Here is a 15,942-nt window from a genome sequence, read left to right as displayed (position 1 = left end):
ACAGATTGATGAGATTTTGGGGTAACACTAAACCAAAATGAAAAATAGTTATTGGCGAGTGTTGCTATTTTAAGTCTTCAAGAGTTTTTTATCATACCAGACATCCTCATAATTTGTTCCGTCTATTAGAAACCTATACCCAGAAGGTAAATCCAAGTATTCCAGAATATCGGAATCTAAATAATTGGTCAAATCTTTAACGCAAACTGGAGAGAAGAAATCCTTGTCTTTGGAGTATTCTCCACACCATATAAACCATCCATTGGAATTTAGTTTGGATGGATGTCTTAACCCATGCAATATTCCATTTTGAAGTGAGCTAATTGCCAATCCCACAACCGAATCCGGATTGGGTTTTTGAGGTTGGACATTTTGCCATTCGCAAACTGTTTTTGTTCTTCCTAGGCGCATATTCTTTACACACAACGTTTAAACAATAAATCGTTCTAATGGCCCTTAGCCATCAACTAGTGAAGTTACCCCTTTTTGACGTAAAAATCCCACCATTTTATTTTAAGCTGTATCTTTAAAGTGCGAAACGTATTATTCTAGATGCCTACAACCTCTTTATGTCTTAAATAGATAAGTATAGGATAGGCAAATGGGTGCAAGTCCCAAAAACATTCAGGGCATCGCTTTGATACGTTTCGCGGTGACCTATCCTCATTTATTAATCTATTTAATCTTTTTGTAATGCGAAACGTAGAAGATGGCCAGTCATGCCCTTATTGTAATTCGCCCATGGCCAAGGGCAACGTACCCAAACTTACCCCCGCACATGTAAAACTATTGCAGTATGTAGATGCCCTGGATGGGCCCAATAGGGTTAAGGCCCTTAAATGGGTTCACGATGTAGTGGTCTACGACTCCAACGAACCCTTGTACTGTGAAGAAAAAGAAGCACTGTACCAAGTAAAAGTGCTTTGGCAACTAATCGAAAAGACATTAAACAATGAGCAATGTTCAATGAACAATGAGTGAAGGGAAGGTGGTCAAAAGGCTTGGTTTTCGTCAAACTGAACTTGTTTCAGTTTCCCATAAACAATAGTACCTATCTAGTGAGATTCTGAAATGAATTCAGAATGACGTTTTCAGTTGCTTTTTGGACTGCCTTTCTTTATGTAGTTACTGGAGAGTAGAACTGCAGTCGAGAAACAACTCCTAAAGACTTCTCGATGCTCCTTCGACTGCGCTCAGGATGACATCTCGAAGTGACTTTCTGGACAGGAGTATTTTGGTTTATTTTTGGAAAAAATATCCTTCCGCAATGGATGATTCCTCATTTACCCAACTAAAAGCATTCTTTCCCCAGGTTCAGCTTACTGCAGAAGATGAAGACCATTTTAGGTCTTTGTGGTTGGTAAAGACGTTTAACCAATACGACCTTATCACCGAAGCGGGGAATATTGAACGCTATTTCTATTTTGTGCTGGAAGGGGTGCAAGCCATCTACATTCTTAACGAAAAAGGGGAGAAAGTGGTGCTGGGCTTTTCGTATTCGGGAAGTCCTTCTGGAGCATTTGATTCGTTCATTAAAAAACAAGCTTCGGATACTTTTTTGGAAGCCTTGAAACCTTCAAAAATGTTGGCGATTTCCTATGAAGATTATCAAAGCTTGTTTGAAAAACATCAAGAGTTTTATGAGTGGGGGCATCAGTTTTTTCAAAATATTCTGTTCGGGCGACTGCATCGGGAAGTGGAGCTTTTGACCCTCTCCGCAGAACAACGTTATAAAACTTTTATGCAACGATGCCCAGATGAACTTAAGGTGATTCCCCAGAAATATTTGGCCTCTTACCTCAACATGAAACCGGAGACTTTTAGTCGGTTGCGGTCATGTACTTCCTATTGAACTTCTCGATACCAAATTCCTTTGGAATTTTACTCGAAGTGACGGCTTAAGAATTTAACTGTTTGGCAATTTGTTTCTGAAACTCTGGAATCACCTCCTTTTCAAACCAAGGGTTCTTGCTCAACCAAAATCGGTTTCTTGGCGAGGGATGGGGTAACACAAAATACTCAGGAGCGTAGTTGCCAAAATTCCGAACCGTTTCCGTCAAGTTTTTTTCCATTCGATTTCCCAAATAATGGCGCTGCGAGTACTGGCCAATCAAAATCGTCAATTTTATGTTGGGCATTTGATCCAAAAGCTGTTGATGCCATTGTGGCGCGCATTCGGGCCGTGGGGGTAAATCCCCTGATTTTCCTTTCCCTGGATAACAGAAGCCCATGGGCATTTGGGCTATTTGGGTTTCATCATAAAAAGTTTCATCCGAAACGCCCATCCATTTTCGGAGCTGTTTCCCACTTGGGTCATCCCAGGGAATTCCTGTAGCATGCACTTTGGTTCCAGGGGCATGGCCAATGATCAGGATTTTGGCATGGGGATGGGCGGCCACAATGGGCCTTGGCCCCAAAGGAAGGTGGGTCTTGCAAATTTCACACTTGCGGATATTAATAAGTAGTTCTTTCATAAGGTTACATTGAATATACCTAAAAAGAGGAATGCCCCAACTAAATGTCAAGGCAATCCTTCATCACACAATCCATCACAAATACTCCCATGTATTTGAATTTCAAGACGGTTTAATTACTCACTTCAGGCTTGTGCAGGCTCACCACAATTAACACGGCAACCCCATTGATCCAATAATAATATCCATCCAACCCTTCAAAAGACAGCACAAAAGGAGCCAAGATAAACACCACGGCAACCAAAAAATCTACCAATAGGTGATACTTATATGGAATTACACGAAATACTCCCAAATGATGATCTGTCAGCAAAGTCAAGGCCAAGGCCGCAACGCCCACCACAACGGAGAGTTGCAATGCCAAGGGATTGGAACTCCCCAAGCCCAGTAAAAAGGGTAATGCCATCAGTGCAATTGCCACTGGATAGTCCAAAAATGCATGTATTCTTTTTGTCACGAATTTCATACCATTAAATTTTAGTTGAACTCTTTATCTATTTACACTAGTTATAGGTTTTACTCAGTTTTTCCCAGTTGGTGTCCGCGGTGTTCTTTAACTTGCCATGGTTGTTTTCTGCCAACCATAATTGTTTGGCATCCAATTCCACATTGTTCAAAAACAAGTAATATTTGCCATCCTTCACCATAAATTTGTTGGGATCCACTCTAAACTTTGCTCCTGCATACACTCCAAAGGCACAGTATCCGCCATACTGTGGCATGTACCTTTCTGGGTTCTTGTCAAACGTCTTCTTTTGCTCTTCTGAAGTGAAATAATACGCCACCTTTTTGTATTCGGATTTGTAGGCTTTGTTCCCTATCTGTGCCAATCCTAAATCCAAGTAGGATACGGGACTGTAGCCCGCGAGAGCAATATTGCTGTTGTCAATGTTGTTCGCTTTCTTGTCTTGTCCAAATGCGATGGATCCCATTGCAAAAGCAAAAATTAGTACTGTTGTTTTAATTGTATTTTTCATCTTTTTGTTTTTAATAATTGTCTTAATTGTTTTTTAATTCTAATTAATCGAGGTAAGCATCGGCATTGCCTATTTAAGGTGCCTTTAAGTTTGGATCTCCATAACAGTTGGCACCTTCATGATCTACCTGTGAAGCAGTTGATGTTATCCATTGCGCTCTCGTAAAAAGAGCACCAAAATCAAACCTTTTCTGGTTTAACAATCGGTCACGGCGTGTAGTGTTGGTGGAATACATCTGAACTTCATTATTGTGCATTAAAGTATTCTTCCTGAACCACCTCTCCATTTTCGTTCCAGATACGTCGAATGATCTCATGCCAGTAAATTTTACTGTCGTCTTTCATGTTGAAATCAAATGTGAATTCAGAAGCTGATACATTTCCATCCACAATAGTGTGGTGATGCGTAATGCCGTTTACTTGGGCAATTGCTCCTGCAAAGCCCTCCATTTTTTCAACCATTTGTTGTTTGTTGGTCGTTGCAACGCCATTGTAATCCGATGTGGTGGCATCCTCCGAAAAGTATTGCTTTACCGCATCTACAATAGCACCTTTGGCAACAACACTGTCCATTTCTGTGGCTAATGATTTAATATCCATTGCTTTTATTTTTAATGATTAAACAAATTTTAGTTTGTAATTACATTGCAAATTTCAGCATGGAATGGTCCTAAAGACCTACAAAAAAGACGCTAAGAATTGTACTTTTTGATCCGGTAATCAGAAGGTGTGGTACCTGTGTATTTTTTAAAGAAGTGCGAAAAGTGGTTGGCTTCCTCAAATCCCAATGTGAAGGCCACCTCATTTATGGGTGCATCCTGGGCAAGCATTTTTTTTGAGGTGGAAATCAGCTCGTTTCTTATGAGCTGACCTAGGGAAATATTCATTTTTGCCCTTGTTTTTTTGGAAAGTGCTTTGACTGAAAGGTGCATCTTGTCTGCGTAGAATCCTAACGACCGTTCCTCTTTGTGGTGTTGTTGCAAAAGATGGGTAAGGTCTTCTATGAAGAGATCTTTTCGGTTAAAATCAAAGTGTTCCCTAAAATCGGAGGGGTTTTGACCAGTGCTCTTTTTGAAAACACGATTAAAATAAGCTGGATCCTTGAATCCCATATCATAAGAAACCTCCTGAATGCTTTTTTCGGTAAAGGCAATGTCCTTTTTACTCTCCGTAAGCCTTTTGTTGGCCAACATGGTCTTTATGGTAATTCCCAGTTTGTCCTTGACAAGAGCTTGGGCATTGAACCCATTATCTTGAATTAAGGCCACCAAATCCCTATTGGTCAAATGGTTCTGAAATTCTTGATCCACCACTTCCTTAATGTCAAAAATAACCTGGTATTCGTTCTGACTGGCGTTAAAGGGATTTTGCCAATACCACTGCTTTAATGAAACATCTATGATTCCCTTAGTGTTTTCTGCAAAAACAGTGCTGGATAGATACTTTTGGCATTCATCGCATTCATCAAAGTTGATGTATCCCAGAGAGATGAGGTGCTTGAACAGCACCCTGACCTCTTGGTTTTCAAAAATCTCTTGATTGGGAAATTCTATGGTTCTCACCACAAAGTCCCCAGACAGGAATTTAATGTATTGCCCTTTTTCCAGATAGATGGCCTTGTCCTGCCAATTATTGTAATTTTTAAAGTCCACCTGAATGCTCCCAGAACCCGATAAAATATGGAAGAGGGTATATTGGTTGATAAAGTAAACCTTGTTTATTTCAGGAATTAGTTTTTGAACCATGGTTGGGCGGCTGTCCTATTTTGGTCGGAATTGGGGTTGCTAACTAACGATGTTGCACCATTTTCAGCTGTAGCCTGATCAGGACACATTAAGCTCATCCACCAAGGAACTGAACAACTCCCCTGCACTTTTGTGTCTAAGAATTTCGGTAGGTTGTCCTGCCCAAAATGCCATTAAATCCATTTTTCCGTTTTCCGCATACTTTTTACGAAGGGGAGCTAAAAAAGAACTCTGTAGTGGATAGGGAGCAACTTTGGTGTTCACATTATCCGCAACAAAAGGGGATTTAATTACCCTGCCATATCTGCCTGTAAAGACCTTGGTCAGTGTGGTTTTATATTCAGTTTTGGAAAACAGCCGATTCTTATGAACACCACTGGCTCCAGATTCCTCGGTGGCCAAAAACACGGTTCCCAGTTGTACCCCAGAGGCACCTAGGGCAAACATTTTTTTGATGTCCTTGGAAGTCGTGATTCCTCCCGCAGCGATAACTGGGATTTTTACTTTTTCAAGTGTTTTTGGGAGTAGATCTTGGGTTTCCAAAAAGGAGGTTGCCTCTGGATTCAGGAATGCGGCCCTATGTCCACCTGCGGCATTTCCCGTGGCCACTACCAAATCTGCCCCCCTTTCTTCAATGTATTGCGCTTCCTCCACCGTTGTGGCAGTACCGATGATTTTGCTTCCCCCTTTTTTGAGCTCCTCGAGTACATCGCTATCGGGTATGCCAAAAATAAAGCTGGCCACAGGGGGTTTGGATTGGATAACAGCTTCGATTTGATAATCATAGTCAGGCCCGCTTGAGGAGACTGTGGCTGGCTCCTCCATTTTTTCAGCCTTAAATAAAGGCAAAAACTGTTTTTTTACCTCCTCAAAATCTTCATTGGTAAAGGTTTTAACAGGGTCGTTTTTTAGGGGCACCCATAAATTCAGGGCATATGGTTTATCCGTTCGTTTTTTGATTTCCTTGCTGACCTCCAAAATCTCTTCGGGCTGATAGGCATTCAATCCAAAAGAACCCATGCCTCCCAAATTGGATACCGTTGAAACCAGTTTGGCAGTAGAAAATCTACCGCCAAATGGCCCCTGAATTATGGGATATTCAATGCTTAAAAGCTCCGATACTTTGGTCTTATTCCACATGGGCGAACAATTTGTTTACGATGGACCATTTTCCATCGGCATAATATAGGGATAGAAAATCGTAGTAGTTGTAACCGAGCATGGGTAAATGCGCTTTGACCACTGCCAATCTTCCCATAAGCTCCACGCCCACAATCTCCATTTTAAAATCCTCCTTTAGGTCTTTTGGACTCTTTCTTTGCTTCACAGACTCCAAATAGGGGTCCAACTCCTTTACATAGGGCTCTCCTTTGATATCTCCATAGAGTATCGCGTTTTTGCTGAAAGCGCTTCTCAAAAGTTCAACATCGCCTTGGTAAACTCCCTTGAAATAATCAGATACGACCGCTTCTATTTCTTTGATTCTATTTCCAAACAAAACCGCTTGTTTAAATGGCGTGCCCAACCGTGTGACCCCCGGCCACATTAATGGTCTCGCCAGTTACAAATTCTGCTTGGGCCAAGTAATAAGCTGTTTCAGCAATTTCATCCGCCTCCCCAATTCGGTTCAACAAATGCAATCCCGCCAGGCTATCAGCATCTTCCACTCCAATTTTACCTTGCAAAGGACTTCTTATGATTCCAGGTGAAATGGTGTTGATTTTAATGTTGTCCTTCCCATATTCCGCAGCCAACTGCCGTGTAAAGGTGTGAATGGCACCCTTACTTGAAACTGCCGCACTAGCTGGGAACCCGGAAATGGCATGATCTACCAGTACAGTTCCAATGTTGATGATACTGCCACCCTCTTGTTTCAACATTTCTGGTATTACAGCCTGACTGGTATAGTAGGTTCCTTTAAAGTTGGTGGTCAGGTAGCGATCCAAGTCGCTTTCTTCTACGTCCAAAAATGGCTTTGGATGAAACACCCCTGCGTTATTGATCAGTACGTCCACAGAGCCAAAATCACTCAAGGCAACCCGCACCAATTCCTGTCCTGTTGTTTTTTGACCTACATCGCCACTAACGGGAATGGCATTGGTAGGACTGCCCAAATCCTGATATGCCTTTTCCAATCGTTCTGGATTGTTGGCATTCATAATCACGTTGCTTCCTTTTTCAATAAATAGCTTCGCAATGGCATATCCAATGCCCGTGGAAGCTCCTGTTACAATTACTGTTTTTCCTTTCATTTTAGTTGTGCTTTTTTAATTCTCCATATTGTTCTCCCCGCATACCCCAGTTGTTTACATGTACTTCATCTATAACTATATGTGTGGTTTCTGGGTCTTTGTCCAAGACATTGACCAATAGCTCTGTTACTCCCTGAATGAGTTTCCTTTTTTGTGCTGTGGTGACTCCCTCATCGGTCACCTTAATGTTTACGTAAGGCATTTTGATTGTTTTAAAAACAAGGCAAAGTTGGGAACAACGCATTCCATGTGAAATGAGCTATCTCACAAATTTGAAGTGATGTAGGTCACAAATTGGACGCTTGGGAGAGTTAATAGAGTCGGCTTAGGGTTTCTCTGGACACTCCTAAGTAGGATGCAATCATTTTTTTAGAGACTCTTTGTATGATATTGGGGTATTGGGCGGACATCAATTCGTAGCGTTCCTTGGCGGTATTTTTTAGTAGGGAAAGCACTCTGTTTTGGGAGGCGATGTATCCAAATTTGGTTTTTTTGGCCCAGAACCGTTCCATCTTGTGAAATTCCTGGCTAAGTTTTTCTCGATCACTTTTGGTGATGTAAAGCAATTCGCAGTCTTCCAGGCAATCGATGTAGATCTGGGATTTTACCTGTTTTTCAAAGGCCTGGTAGTCGGTAACCCACCAGTCTTCCAACGCAAACTGAATGATGTGTTCCCTTCCTGACTCGTCCAGCACATACGCTCGCAGACATCCTTTGATTACCCAATATTCCTTATTAATTAACTCCCCTTCTTGAATGAGGTACTGATGTTTGCGTTTTTTTATGGGAGTGAAATGATTGAGAACATGGTCGAACTCAGAATCTTCCAAGGAAATGACTTCCTCTATATGTCTTCTTAAAGGATGCATCCTAAAATTTACGAAGATTTCTTTCCGCCCACAACCACAACCAACTCGCCTTTTGGGGGCTTGGCGGTGAAATGCTCCAACACCTCTGCCAAACTGCCCCTTATGGTTTCCTCGTACATCTTGGTCAGTTCGCGGGAAACCGAAGCGGGTCGTTCTGCACCAAAGTACTCCACAAAGTGGGTCAAGGTCTTTACCAGTTTGTGCGGGGATTCATAAAACACCATGGTTCTTGATTCTTCAGCCAAGAGTTTCAATCGGGTTTGTCTGCCTTTTTTTACGGGAAGAAAGCCTTCAAAAACAAATCGGTCGTTTGGCAATCCGCTGTTGACCAAGGCAGGGACAAAGGCCGTGGCCCCAGGTAAACACTCCACCTCAACGCCATTTTCAACACAAGCACGGGTCAATAAAAAGCCAGGATCGGATATGGCTGGGGTTCCCGCATCTGAAATCAACGCCATTTTGGTGCCGCCCTTCAACTTTTGCACTAAGGACTCCACCTGTCTATGCTCGTTGTGCATATGGTGACTTTGCAACGGGGTGTCAATTTCATAATGTTTGAGGAGTTTCCCACTGGTACGGGTATCCTCTGCCAAAACCACGCCCACCTCCTTTAGCACCTTAATGGCTCTAAGGGTGATATCCTCCAGATTTCCGATAGGAGTTGGAACCAAAAATAATTTTCCCATAGGCCAAAGTTAAGGCCTTACTTGCTTTCCTGTAAAATAAGAGATCAAAACAAAAACAAGGCCCATTCCAGCTCCCCATTGACTGCCATCACTGATCATATAATGCGCAAAAAAGGCGAGGAGCGTATTAAAGAAGAATCCGGCGTAGGCCCATTCTTTCAACCATTTAGAAAAGTTACCCCAGATAGCCAACAGACCCAATAGCTTTGCTATGGCCAAGGGATAAATGAGATATGTGGGATAGCCCATGGCCTCAAAAAAGCCTCTAATAGCCTCATGGTTGAAAAAGTAATTAAAGATGGAAAAACACATTAGGGCTGTAAGCAAACCCGTGGACAACCAAAAGGCAATCTTTTTGAATTTCATAGGAGAATTTTTAGGATTGAAGTCTTCCTAAAAATAAAAAAAGTAAATGGAAAAAGGATTTTATGCGAACCGACGTTCAATCAAGGCCATAAAACGAGCTTCATAATCTTCTTTGCCCTCCCAGTTGCTGTATTCCGGCTTTACCATGTTTTCAATAAAGGCAATGGACCGTTCTTCCGTATTTATGGTATTCAATTGGGACAGTACCCGTTTGTACTCCTCGATATTATCGTTGAACAAATGTTTAACGAAAGCAAGCTTGTCATTCAAACCTATTTTTAAATCCCTGACTAAAGAATCATTTAGAGATTTGGCCCCGCTAGCTTCTTTTTCTGGAGCGGATAGGATTTCCTTCTCATTTTTTAGGGTTTCGGGTTTGGCCACAAACTCGGTAAAAACATGCTCCACAGCCGTATCCGATGGCATTTCGGAAACCATGTCCTTAATGGTGTCCATTCCAGGAATGATGATGTCTTCCTCATGTGGATTGGTCTCGGGCACAGCTATATTGCCACTTAAAACGGCATTGGCCATTTTCTCGAACCGCTTCGCTATCACATTTTTGGATACATCCACCTCAACATCGGCCAATTTTTCATCTATAAATTTTAAGACCGCCAGTTTTTCATAGATCTCCTTGGCTTTGTCATATAGTTCCGTAAGCTCTTTATCTTCTCTTGCTGTTATAATGTCCGTGGACAGTTTAATCAACTCCTCCCTTAATTTCCGTATCATCGCCATTATTCTTTACTATAAATTTAGTTGGATTTTGCTTACAAGCTTACGAACAAAAGGTTAAATTTTATTCAAAAACCTTGGCATATTTTTTTAGTAGTTTTGTGTTTCTTATAATCAAACGAAAAAACTACCCAATTTCGTTTAAAAGTACGGTATGTTTCTCGAAAATACGGTTAACCCTAAAGAACAGTTTGGATGGATAGAAGTTATCTGCGGCTCCATGTTTTCGGGTAAGACCGAAGAGCTTATCCGTCGCTTGAAACGCGCCCAATTTGCCAAGCAAAAAGTAGAGATTTTCAAACCTATTGTGGATACCCGTTATCATGAGGATAGGGTAGTTTCCCACGATTCCAACGAGATACGATCTACGCCCGTTCCCGCTGCTGCCAATATCCGACTGTTGGCAGATGATTGTGATGTGGTTGGGATTGATGAAGCCCAATTCTTTGACGATGAGATAGTTACAGTGTGCAATGATTTGGCCAATAGAGGGGTGCGTGTGGTTGTTGCCGGCCTGGATATGGACTTTAAAGGCAATCCTTTTGGGCCAATGCCCGCCCTAATGGCAACTGCAGAATACGTGACCAAGGTGCATGCCGTGTGCACAAGGACTGGAAATTTGGCCAACTATAGTTTTAGAAAAACCAATGATGAAAATTTGGTGTTGCTCGGAGAGACGGGAGAGTACGAACCTCTAAGTAGGGCTGCTTTTTATAAGGCCATGCTGAAGGAAAAAGTAAGCCAAATGGAGGTTGAGGCCGAAGAAGTGGATGCCAAAAAGAAAACGGCCAATGGGTAAGATTGGTGAGACCACCCTGGAAATAGATCTAGCTGCGCTGGAACACAATTTCAAGTATTTAAAGTCAAAGATTGACAAAGAAACCAAGTTTCTGGCCGTTGTGAAGGCATTTGCATACGGCAGCGACATGCTGACCATTGCCCAAAAAATGGAAAAATTGGGGGTCGATTATTTGGCTGTAGCTTATACCAAGGAGGGAGTTTTACTGCGGGAAGGAGGAATCAAATGTCCCATTTTGGTACTGCATCCGCAACCAGCCAACTTTGAAGAGCTCATTCAATATCATCTGGAACCAAGCATTTATTCCCCAAAGCTTTTAAAGTCTTTTCTGCAATTTATTGAAGGGCAGCAGTCGGCATATCCGATACACATAAAATTTAATACAGGACTAAATCGGTTGGGGTTCTGGGAAAACGATGTGGACTTCATAGTAGAGCACCTTAAAGATCGAAACGAAATAAAAGTAGTCTCTGTGTTTTCGCATTTGGCCGCCTCGGAGGATCCCAATGAAAAGGAATTTAGCCAAAGGCAAATCCAATCGTTCCAAAAAATTTGCGAGCACCTTAATGGTAAACTGGGCTATACTCCTTTTAGACATATGCTCAACACTTCGGGAATCATTAACTATCCCGAAGCCCAGTTTGAGATGGTCAGAAGTGGTATTGGCTTGTACGGATATGGCAATGAGGAAAAAGTGGATAAAAAGCTAAAGCCTGTTGCTAGTTTAAAGACCGTAATTTCCCAAATACATCGAATCGAACCCAACGAAAGTGTAGGGTACAATCGGGCATTTACATCCGAAGGATTTAGAACAACAGCTACCTTGCCTTTGGGCCATGCCGATGGGATTGGCAGGCACTACGGAAATGGCAAGGCCCATGTCATGATCAAGGGCAAAAAAGCACCGATCATTGGTAATGTGTGTATGGACATGATTATGGTAGACATTTCGGGGATTGATTGCGAAGAGGGAGATGAGGTGTTGGTTTTTGGTCCAAACCGTTCTGCAGAAGCATTTGCTTTCTCTGCCCAAACCATTTCTTATGAAATATTGACGGCCATTTCCCCAAGGGTTAAACGGGTGATTATCAACTCCTGAATCTTGACGCACTAATTTGGCAGAAACCCTCTTTTTTGGTTACATTGTAGCTCAATTAACCTCTTAAACTATAAAATTATGTTGAAAGAATTCAAGGATTTCGCAATGAAAGGAAACCTGGTGGACATCGCCGTAGGTTTCGTTATGGGTGCCGCATTTAACAAGGTAGTGGCCTCTTTTACGGGCGGAATTGTATCACCATTGATCGGCTTGCTGTTCAATGCGGACTTTAAGGATGTAAAATACATTATAAAAGAAGGAACCATGAACGACGCAGGAGAAAAGGTAGGAGAAGTGGCAGTTCTTTGGGGAGAATTCGTTACCAACGTAATCGACTTTATCATTGTTGCCTTTGTCATGTTTATGATTGTAAAGGGTGTCAACAAGATGAAGAAGAAAGAAGAGCCTGCTCCTGAAGCTCCAAAAGGACCAACCACTGAAGAATTGCTGGTTGAGATTCGGGATGCACTGAAGAAATAGACGAAACGATTTCCCAATAGGGAAGCCGCTACACCACAATTGTAATCTTAAAACCGTCAAGTTGTTTCGCTAACAGCCTGGCGGTTGTTTTATTTATAACATTTTGTTATTTATTGCTTAATACTTGCTTAAATGCTTGTTTAGAACCTATTCTGTTCTAAATTTGTTCCCTCTAAATAAGATAAAATGAAAGTAGCGGTTGTTGGAGCCACTGGAATGGTAGGCGAAGTAATGTTGAATGTATTGGCGGAGCGTAATTTCCCTATAACAGAATTGTTGTTGGTGGCCTCTGAACGTTCAGTTGGGAAGAAATTGCTATATAAAGGCGAAGAGCATACGGTAATAGGACTTTCAGATGCGGTAGCCGCGCAGCCAGAGATTGCTATTTTCTCAGCAGGCGGGGGAACTTCCTTGGAATGGGCTCCAAAGTTTGCTGAAGTGGGCACCACCGTTATTGACAATTCATCCGCATGGCGAATGGATCCAGATAAAAAATTGGTGGTTCCTGAAATCAACGCAGACCAATTGACTCCAGAGGATAAGATTATAGCAAATCCAAATTGCTCCACCATTCAGATGGTCTTGGCTTTGGATCCCTTGCACAAAAAATATCAAATGAAGAGGGTGGTGGTTTCTACCTATCAATCTGTTTCAGGAACCGGGGTAAAAGCGGTTCAGCAATTGGAAAATGAAATCGCCGGGGTGGAAGGTGAAATGGCTTATCCGTATCCCATTGGCAAAAATGCATTACCCCACTGCGATGTGTTCTTGGAAAATGGTTACACTAAGGAAGAAATGAAACTGGCCCGGGAGCCACAAAAAATTCTTGACGACCGTACCTTTTCAGTATCCGCAACCGCAGTGCGAATTCCAACAGCAGGAGGTCATTCTGAATCGGTGAATGTGGAATTCCACAAGGATTTTGACCTCAATGAGGTGAGACAACTGCTCAGCGAAACTCCAGGGATTATCGTACAGGACAATCCAGAAACCAACACCTACCCCATGCCGATTTATGCACATGGCAAGGACGAGGTATTTGTGGGGAGAATCCGTAGGGATGAGACCCAGCGCAATACCCTGAACATGTGGATTGTGGCCGATAACCTAAGAAAAGGTGCCGCTACCAATGCCGTGCAGATTGCCGAATATTTGGTGGCAAACAATTTGGTGGCCAATACTTCTGAAGCTGTGTCCTAAATTCCAAGCGTTTAGATTTCCCGTTAAGGGAAATGCATATTTGCGTATTTTTATCGGCATCAATCAGATAAAAATGAAAAAATTCAGTCTATTAACTGCTGTAATCGCAATGACGGCCTGTCAAAACACACCCCAGAGAGAACCCATAGTCGTGACGTATCCTAACACTAAGAAAGTGGACACTGTTGACACCTATTTTGGAACCGAGGTCAAAGACCCTTATCGTTGGCTTGAAGATGATCGAAGTTCGGAAACCGAGGCTTGGGTAAAGGAACAAAATGCCGCAACTTTTGGTTATTTGGATCAGATCCCTTTTCGGGAGGATCTAAAGAATCGTTTGGAAAAATTGTGGAACTATGAAAAAGTGGGCTCCCCGTTTAAAGAGGGGGACTATACTTATTTCTACAAAAACAACGGTCTGCAAAACCAGTATGTGGTTTACCGTAAAAAAGAGGGAGGGGAAGAAGAGGTCTTTTTGGATCCCAATAAATTTTCGGAGGATGGAACCACCTCTTTAATGTCGCTGAATTTTACCAAAGATGGTTCCAAAGCCGCTTATTTGATATCCGAAGGAGGAAGTGATTGGCGAAAAGGGATTGTGATTGACACTGAGAGTCGAGAAATTGTGGAAGACACCTTGGTGGATATCAAATTCAGTGGGATTTCCTGGAAGGGGAACGAAGGATTTTTCTATTCCAGTTATGACAAACCTGACGGAAGTGAATTATCTGCCAAAACCGACCAGCATAAACTCTACTATCATATACTGGGCACCCCCCAATCCGAGGATCCTGTTATTTTTGGCGGCACTTCTGAAGAAAAACATCGCTATGTGGGAGGAAATGTATCCGAAGACGGGAAATATCTTTTTATTTCTGCGGCTACATCAACTTCGGGGAACAAGCTGTTCATGAAAGACCTTTCCTCATTGGAGAATCCGTTGGTCACTATTTTGGACGACACCGAATCCGATACTTATGTTATTGATACAGATGGTTCCAAACTCTATATGGTGACCAACCGAAACGCCCCAAACAAGAAGATTGTTGTTGCAGATGCGTCCAATCCAACACCGGAACACTGGCAAGATATAATAGCAGAAACGGAGCATGTATTAACCTCAGGTACCGGGGGAGGCTACTTCTTTGCGGAGTATATGGTAGATGCTATATCCAAAGTAATGCAATACGATTATGAGGGAAACTTGGTTCGCGAGGTAAAGCTTCCAGGAGTTGGTAGTGCCAATGGTTTTGGAGGTAAAAAAGAGGATGAGGAGTTCTACTTCTCATTTACCAACTACAACACTCCTAGCTCATCCTATAAATACAATGTTGAAACGGGAGCGTACGAGCAGTATTGGAATCCCGATATAGATTTTAATCCAGAAGATTATGAATCCACACAGGTGTTTTACAACTCAAAGGATGGCACCAAAGTACCCATGATCATTACCCATAAAAAAGGATTGGAGCTCAACGGTAAAAATCCCACCATCCTATATGGTTATGGTGGATTTAATATTAGCCTTACACCTTCCTTCAGCATTACCAATGCCATATGGATGGAACAAGGTGGAATTTATGCCGTTCCCAATTTAAGGGGTGGGGGAGAATATGGTAAAAAATGGCATATTGCAGGAACCAAACAGCAAAAACAGAATGTTTTTGATGACTTTATTGCCGCAGCCGAATACCTGATTGACCATCAATATACGTCCAAAGAGTATTTGGCCATTAGGGGCGGTTCCAATGGGGGACTTCTGGTGGGAGCAACCATGACCCAACGCCCAGATTTGATGCAAGTGGCCTTGCCAGCGGTAGGGGTTTTGGATATGCTGCGCTATCATACGTTCACGGCAGGTGCGGGATGGGCCTATGATTATGGCACTTCTGAAGAAAGCGAGGAGATGTTCCAGTATTTGAAAAACTATTCCCCTGTACACAATGTTAAGGAAGGAACGGCTTACCCTGCCACCTTGGTCACCACGGGGGATCACGATGATCGAGTGGTACCAGCCCATAGTTTTAAGTTTGCCGCAGTGCTTCAAGAGCATCAAAATGGGGATAGCCCTACCTTGATTAGGATTGAAACCAATGCTGGACACGGCGCGGGTACTCCCGTAAGCAAGATCATTGAACAATACGCAGATATTTTTGGGTTTACCCTGTTCAATATGGGTTTTGACAAGCTTCCCAATCAGGCAGTATTGAAAGAATTTAAGGATTAACCATACAGTAACCTCTTTAAAATCCGTTTCA

General features: G+C 42.3%; 21 protein-coding genes. 7 read left to right on the top strand and 14 right to left on the bottom strand.

Annotated features, from left to right (window positions below; translation table 11 throughout):
• Positions 1-69: 69 nt before the first annotated feature.
• A complete protein-coding gene (locus ACOOE0_RS04740; RefSeq protein WP_420401327.1) occupies positions 70-411 on the bottom strand; it encodes an immunity protein Imm33 domain-containing protein in 342 nt (113 codons plus the stop codon).
• 282 nt (positions 412-693) lie between these two features.
• Between ACOOE0_RS04740 and ACOOE0_RS04735 the strand changes: the two genes are divergently transcribed.
• Both ACOOE0_RS04735 and ACOOE0_RS04730 read left to right on the top strand, forming a co-directional pair.
• Entirely contained in the window at positions 694-981 is a 288-nt protein-coding gene (locus tag ACOOE0_RS04735) for a hypothetical protein (RefSeq protein ID WP_420401326.1), read from the top strand.
• 217 nt (positions 982-1,198) lie between these two features.
• Complete coding sequence (locus ACOOE0_RS04730) at positions 1,199-1,852, top strand: Crp/Fnr family transcriptional regulator (protein WP_420401325.1); 654 nt, start codon at positions 1,199-1,201, stop codon at positions 1,850-1,852.
• Positions 1,853-1,898: 46 nt separating this feature from the next.
• Here the strand turns inward: ACOOE0_RS04730 and ACOOE0_RS04725 are convergent, their stop codons facing one another.
• From ACOOE0_RS04725 to ACOOE0_RS04665, 13 genes are all read right to left on the bottom strand, one after another.
• Positions 1,899-2,474 (bottom strand): uracil-DNA glycosylase family protein, encoded by a 576-nt coding sequence (locus ACOOE0_RS04725; protein WP_420401324.1) that lies wholly within the window; start codon positions 2,472-2,474, stop codon positions 1,899-1,901.
• 112 nt (positions 2,475-2,586) lie between these two features.
• Positions 2,587-2,940, bottom strand: coding sequence for an SPW repeat domain-containing protein (locus ACOOE0_RS04720; RefSeq protein WP_420401323.1), 354 nt, complete (start codon positions 2,938-2,940; stop codon positions 2,587-2,589).
• A 37-nt stretch (positions 2,941-2,977) separates the two neighbouring features.
• Entirely contained in the window at positions 2,978-3,451 is a 474-nt protein-coding gene (locus ACOOE0_RS04715; RefSeq protein WP_420401322.1) for a YHS domain-containing (seleno)protein, read from the bottom strand.
• Positions 3,452-3,696: 245 nt separating this feature from the next.
• Positions 3,697-4,050, bottom strand: coding sequence for a hypothetical protein (locus ACOOE0_RS04710; protein WP_138837057.1), 354 nt, complete (start codon positions 4,048-4,050; stop codon positions 3,697-3,699).
• Between the two features lie 92 nt (positions 4,051-4,142).
• Positions 4,143-5,195: a helix-turn-helix domain-containing protein gene (locus ACOOE0_RS04705; RefSeq protein WP_420401321.1), complete on the bottom strand. Its 1,053-nt coding sequence runs from the start codon at positions 5,193-5,195 to the stop codon at positions 4,143-4,145.
• 78 nt (positions 5,196-5,273) lie between these two features.
• Positions 5,274-6,335: an NAD(P)H-dependent flavin oxidoreductase gene (locus ACOOE0_RS04700; protein WP_420401320.1), complete on the bottom strand. Its 1,062-nt coding sequence runs from the start codon at positions 6,333-6,335 to the stop codon at positions 5,274-5,276.
• A complete protein-coding gene (locus ACOOE0_RS04695; RefSeq protein WP_420401319.1) occupies positions 6,325-6,693 on the bottom strand; it encodes a nuclear transport factor 2 family protein in 369 nt (122 codons plus the stop codon). Before ACOOE0_RS04695 ends, ACOOE0_RS04700 begins: the two co-directional genes overlap by 11 nt.
• 10 nt (positions 6,694-6,703) lie before the next feature.
• Positions 6,704-7,447: an SDR family NAD(P)-dependent oxidoreductase gene (locus ACOOE0_RS04690; protein ID WP_420401318.1), complete on the bottom strand. Its 744-nt coding sequence runs from the start codon at positions 7,445-7,447 to the stop codon at positions 6,704-6,706.
• A gap of 1 nt (position 7,448) precedes the next feature.
• The gene (locus ACOOE0_RS04685) at positions 7,449-7,649 is read right to left on the bottom strand and encodes a tautomerase family protein (RefSeq protein WP_420401317.1); all 201 of its coding nucleotides are present in this window, start codon (positions 7,647-7,649) and stop codon (positions 7,449-7,451) included.
• Between the two features lie 109 nt (positions 7,650-7,758).
• Positions 7,759-8,316: a Crp/Fnr family transcriptional regulator gene (locus ACOOE0_RS04680; RefSeq protein WP_420401316.1), complete on the bottom strand. Its 558-nt coding sequence runs from the start codon at positions 8,314-8,316 to the stop codon at positions 7,759-7,761.
• Between the two features lie 8 nt (positions 8,317-8,324).
• On the bottom strand, positions 8,325-9,002 hold the full coding sequence (rsmI, locus tag ACOOE0_RS04675; RefSeq protein ID WP_420401315.1) for a 16S rRNA (cytidine(1402)-2'-O)-methyltransferase: 678 nt from the start codon (positions 9,000-9,002) through the stop codon (positions 8,325-8,327).
• Positions 9,003-9,011: 9 nt separating this feature from the next.
• On the bottom strand, positions 9,012-9,368 hold the full coding sequence (locus ACOOE0_RS04670) for a DoxX family protein (protein ID WP_420401314.1): 357 nt from the start codon (positions 9,366-9,368) through the stop codon (positions 9,012-9,014).
• A gap of 60 nt (positions 9,369-9,428) precedes the next feature.
• Positions 9,429-10,103, bottom strand: coding sequence for a hypothetical protein (locus tag ACOOE0_RS04665; protein WP_420401313.1), 675 nt, complete (start codon positions 10,101-10,103; stop codon positions 9,429-9,431).
• Between the two features lie 157 nt (positions 10,104-10,260).
• Between ACOOE0_RS04665 and ACOOE0_RS04660 the strand changes: the two genes are divergently transcribed.
• The 5 genes from ACOOE0_RS04660 (at position 10,261) to ACOOE0_RS04640 (ending at position 15,911) form a co-directional block, all read left to right on the top strand.
• Positions 10,261-10,905: a thymidine kinase gene (locus ACOOE0_RS04660; RefSeq protein ID WP_420401312.1), complete on the top strand. Its 645-nt coding sequence runs from the start codon at positions 10,261-10,263 to the stop codon at positions 10,903-10,905.
• Complete coding sequence (alr, locus tag ACOOE0_RS04655; protein WP_420401311.1) at positions 10,898-12,004, top strand: alanine racemase; 1,107 nt, start codon at positions 10,898-10,900, stop codon at positions 12,002-12,004. Before ACOOE0_RS04660 ends, alr begins: the two co-directional genes overlap by 8 nt.
• A gap of 78 nt (positions 12,005-12,082) precedes the next feature.
• Entirely contained in the window at positions 12,083-12,484 is a 402-nt protein-coding gene (gene mscL / locus ACOOE0_RS04650) for a large-conductance mechanosensitive channel protein MscL (RefSeq protein WP_420401310.1), read from the top strand.
• Between the two features lie 186 nt (positions 12,485-12,670).
• Complete coding sequence (locus ACOOE0_RS04645) at positions 12,671-13,684, top strand: aspartate-semialdehyde dehydrogenase (protein ID WP_420401309.1); 1,014 nt, start codon at positions 12,671-12,673, stop codon at positions 13,682-13,684.
• A 73-nt stretch (positions 13,685-13,757) separates the two neighbouring features.
• Complete coding sequence (locus ACOOE0_RS04640) at positions 13,758-15,911, top strand: prolyl oligopeptidase family serine peptidase (protein ID WP_420401308.1); 2,154 nt, start codon at positions 13,758-13,760, stop codon at positions 15,909-15,911.
• Positions 15,912-15,942: the final 31 nt, after the last annotated feature.

Origin of the sequence: Flagellimonas sp. (assembly GCF_965215805.1) — a bacterium.
Lineage (GTDB): Bacteria > Bacteroidota > Bacteroidia > Flavobacteriales > Flavobacteriaceae > Flagellimonas.
The sequence above is the reverse complement of the archived record's forward strand: the minus strand, read 5'-3'. Positions and strand labels throughout refer to the sequence as shown.

Excerpts from the sequence above, each read along its gene's own strand:
- ACOOE0_RS04690 (WP_420401318.1), bottom strand. The coding sequence starts at position 7,447 with ATGAAAGGAAAAACAGTAATTGTAACAGGAGCTTCCACGGGCATTGGA.
- ACOOE0_RS04685 (WP_420401317.1), bottom strand. The coding sequence starts at position 7,649 with ATGCCTTACGTAAACATTAAGGTGACCGATGAGGGAGTCACCACAGCA.
- ACOOE0_RS04715 (WP_420401322.1), bottom strand. The coding sequence starts at position 3,451 with ATGAAAAATACAATTAAAACAACAGTACTAATTTTTGCTTTTGCAATG.
- ACOOE0_RS04720 (WP_420401323.1), bottom strand. The coding sequence starts at position 2,940 with ATGAAATTCGTGACAAAAAGAATACATGCATTTTTGGACTATCCAGTG.
- ACOOE0_RS04640 (WP_420401308.1), top strand. The coding sequence starts at position 13,758 with ATGAAAAAATTCAGTCTATTAACTGCTGTAATCGCAATGACGGCCTGT.
- ACOOE0_RS04645 (WP_420401309.1), top strand. The coding sequence starts at position 12,671 with ATGAAAGTAGCGGTTGTTGGAGCCACTGGAATGGTAGGCGAAGTAATG.
- alr (WP_420401311.1), top strand. The coding sequence starts at position 10,898 with ATGGGTAAGATTGGTGAGACCACCCTGGAAATAGATCTAGCTGCGCTG.
- ACOOE0_RS04740 (WP_420401327.1), bottom strand. The coding sequence starts at position 411 with ATGCGCCTAGGAAGAACAAAAACAGTTTGCGAATGGCAAAATGTCCAA.
- ACOOE0_RS04700 (WP_420401320.1), bottom strand. The coding sequence starts at position 6,335 with ATGTGGAATAAGACCAAAGTATCGGAGCTTTTAAGCATTGAATATCCC.
- ACOOE0_RS04660 (WP_420401312.1), top strand. The coding sequence starts at position 10,261 with ATGTTTCTCGAAAATACGGTTAACCCTAAAGAACAGTTTGGATGGATA.
- ACOOE0_RS04710 (WP_138837057.1), bottom strand. The coding sequence starts at position 4,050 with ATGGATATTAAATCATTAGCCACAGAAATGGACAGTGTTGTTGCCAAA.
- ACOOE0_RS04725 (WP_420401324.1), bottom strand. The coding sequence starts at position 2,474 with ATGAAAGAACTACTTATTAATATCCGCAAGTGTGAAATTTGCAAGACC.
- ACOOE0_RS04665 (WP_420401313.1), bottom strand. The coding sequence starts at position 10,103 with ATGATACGGAAATTAAGGGAGGAGTTGATTAAACTGTCCACGGACATT.
- ACOOE0_RS04670 (WP_420401314.1), bottom strand. The coding sequence starts at position 9,368 with ATGAAATTCAAAAAGATTGCCTTTTGGTTGTCCACGGGTTTGCTTACA.
- ACOOE0_RS04735 (WP_420401326.1), top strand. The coding sequence starts at position 694 with ATGCGAAACGTAGAAGATGGCCAGTCATGCCCTTATTGTAATTCGCCC.
- rsmI (WP_420401315.1), bottom strand. The coding sequence starts at position 9,002 with ATGGGAAAATTATTTTTGGTTCCAACTCCTATCGGAAATCTGGAGGAT.
- ACOOE0_RS04730 (WP_420401325.1), top strand. The coding sequence starts at position 1,199 with ATGACATCTCGAAGTGACTTTCTGGACAGGAGTATTTTGGTTTATTTT.
- ACOOE0_RS04680 (WP_420401316.1), bottom strand. The coding sequence starts at position 8,316 with ATGCATCCTTTAAGAAGACATATAGAGGAAGTCATTTCCTTGGAAGAT.
- mscL (WP_420401310.1), top strand. The coding sequence starts at position 12,083 with ATGTTGAAAGAATTCAAGGATTTCGCAATGAAAGGAAACCTGGTGGAC.
- ACOOE0_RS04705 (WP_420401321.1), bottom strand. The coding sequence starts at position 5,195 with ATGGTTCAAAAACTAATTCCTGAAATAAACAAGGTTTACTTTATCAAC.